This window comes from Tenacibaculum piscium, assembly GCF_021390715.1.
Taxonomy (GTDB): Bacteria; Bacteroidota; Bacteroidia; order Flavobacteriales; family Flavobacteriaceae; genus Polaribacter; species Polaribacter piscius.
This window is the reverse complement of sequence record NZ_JAJGWT010000029.1, coordinates 1-2,640: the sequence shown is the minus strand read 5'-3', so window position 1 is coordinate 2,640 and position 2,640 is coordinate 1. Positions and strand designations below refer to the sequence as shown.

Genomic DNA, 2,640 nt, shown 5'->3' with positions numbered 1-2,640 from the left:
AGGTCGTTGCCTTTCTTTTAAAACCTCAATCTAAAAAGATTGAGGTTTTTTTTGTGTCTTATTTNTTTTAAGGGTCGTGGAAGATTACCACGTTGATAGGCTATAGGTGTAAAGGCAGTAATGTCATAGCCAAGTAGTACTAATAACCCATAGGCTTATGTAGAAGTCTTGCGCTCGAAAGGGCGCAAGCACCAACTCTTTTGATTATTTACGATATAATTTTTACCAATATGTTAACTTATACAGTTGAAATATACTGAAACATTTTAAGGTGATTATCGCAATGGGGCTCACCTCTTTCCATCCCGAACAGAGAAGTTAAGCCCATTTGCGCCGATGGTACTGCCAATGGTGGGAGAGTAGGTCGTTGCCTTTCTTTTAAAACCTCAATCTAAAAAGATTGAGGTTTTTTTTGTGTCTTATTTTTTTTGTTTTTCTAAAAAAAATATAAAATTAATCTAGTAAACTTAGACCTCACAGGTTTTTAAAACCTGTGAGGGATAGATAAGAAGTTTTATATCCGAATAAAACAATCAATATAAATTAAAGATAAATCTCATTAAAAAGGATTTTTATACATTTAAAATAAGAATAATAAGAAGCAATTACCCGCTTTCCGCACTCGCTTTTTTTGTTTTTTAAAAAGAAAAACAAAAAAGAGCTCAAACAAAGCATCAATCGGGGCTAGGCATTTGTACTAATTTCGATAAATTGATAAATCAACTATAATTTAGGCAAAGTTCACACTATCATTTCGAGCAGTAAAATTTAAACCTCACAGGTTTTTAAAACCTGTGAGGTTTATTCTTGTTTGAAGAATTCAAAACGAAATTTCTATTAACAAATAATAAATATCAGTTTGCTATCGCGAGGATCTTGCTCGCGACCACACCAAGAAGAGCCAAAATAATCTTAAATTTGAAAAGCTATCCTATATAAGGACAAAAACCCGTAGGGACGAACCTATGAGTTTTCCCGATTGGCAATCATCTTCAGTAATTACACCTGATTAAAATTTCCATACGAAAAACCACAAAACCCCTGTCAGTTCGAGTGATTTTTTTTCTGTTTAAGTTATTTAAAACGTCCTGCTGAATTTATTTGAGCATGGCATCAAGATGAGAACCCGAGAACATCAGCCTGAAAATCGGAAGTAAAATTTCCATTAACGAAAACAAACGGTCATTTCGAGTGATTTTTTTTCTGTTTAAGTTATTTAAAACGTCCTGCTGAATTTATTTGAGCATGGCATCAAAATGAGAACTCCAGAACATCAGTCTTAAAATCGGAAGCAAAATTTCCATTAACGAAAACAAACTGTCAGTTCGAGTGATTTTTTTTCCTTCAAAAAAATAGTATCGAGAACTTTATCAGTCTTAAAATCAAAAAAACAAATAAAAATATATTACTAAAATAGCAATACAAAACATTCGAAGCTGTTTTTAATCACTTTTAACACTCCAAAAAACCATAATTTCAGATATTAATACGTGTTAATTTTAGTAGAACACTACTTTTTAAAAGCGAAACAGTATAAAAAACAAAAAAAAACACAAGGCAACCCATTAAAAACCAAGGCTTAAAAAAATACTTCAAAAATAAACAAATAAAAGTCCTTGTCAGTCCAATAAAAGGACGTAGATTTGCAACCGCTAACAACAAAACGCAAGTTTAAAAGTTAACAAAAGATCATTAAAATATCTGCAGAAAACATTTTATTAAAATGTAAAAAATAAGTTAAATCTAGCTTGTTTAAAACAAATTAAAAGATGTATATTTGCAACCGCTTTAAGAAATACACTAAAGCAAGACGATCAAGAAAATTTGGAAATGACAATATAAAGTCAGTTAGTTCGATTCTAACATTTCTGCAAAAAAATGATAAGAGTAAAATCTCATCTGTAACTAAATAAGTTACGTTCATTGAAAATATTGAAATTGACAGCGTAAATAAGAGTAGAATAACCACGTTCTATTAAATTAGAACAAATTCTTTTGAAACTTATTCATTAATATTATTTAAAATATACAATGAAGAGTTTGATCCTGGCTCAGGATGAACGCTAGCGGCAGGCTTAACACATGCAAGTCGAGGGGTAACATTGTGCTTGCACAGATGACGACCGGCGAACGGGTGCGTAACGCGTATAGAATCTGCCTTGTACAGGAGGATAGCCTTTAGAAATGAAGATTAACACTCCATAATGTAGTGATTCGGCATCGAAACACTATTAAACATTTATGGGTACAAGATGACTATGCGTCCTATTAGCTAGATGGTGAGGTAACGGCTTACCATGGCGACGATAGGTAGGGGGTCTGAGAGGATTATCCCCCACACTGGTACTGAGACACGGACCAGACTCCTACGGGAGGCAGCAGTGAGGAATATTGGTCAATGGAGGCAACTCTGAACCAGCCATGCCGCGTGCAGGATGACTGCCCTATGGGTTGTAAACTGCTTTTATACAGGAAGAAACCGATGTACGTGTACATCCTTGACGGTACTGTAAGAATAAGGACCGGCTAACTCCGTGCCAGCAGCCGCGGTAATACGGAGGGTCCGAGCGTTATCCGGAATCATTGGGTTTAAAGGGTCCGCAGGCGGTCAATTAAGTCAGAGGTGAAAGCCCATCGCTC

At 34.9% G+C, this 2,640-nt stretch carries 3 rRNA genes; all 3 read left to right on the top strand.

Annotated features, from left to right (window positions below):
* Positions 1–163 (top strand): 23S ribosomal RNA (locus L0U77_RS11765); the annotation flags it as partial.
* Positions 164–267: 104 nt separating this feature from the next.
* A 5S ribosomal RNA gene (gene rrf / locus L0U77_RS11760) occupies positions 268–376 on the top strand.
* Positions 377–2,028: 1,652 nt separating this feature from the next.
* Positions 2,029–2,640, top strand: a 16S ribosomal RNA gene (locus L0U77_RS11755); the annotation flags it as partial.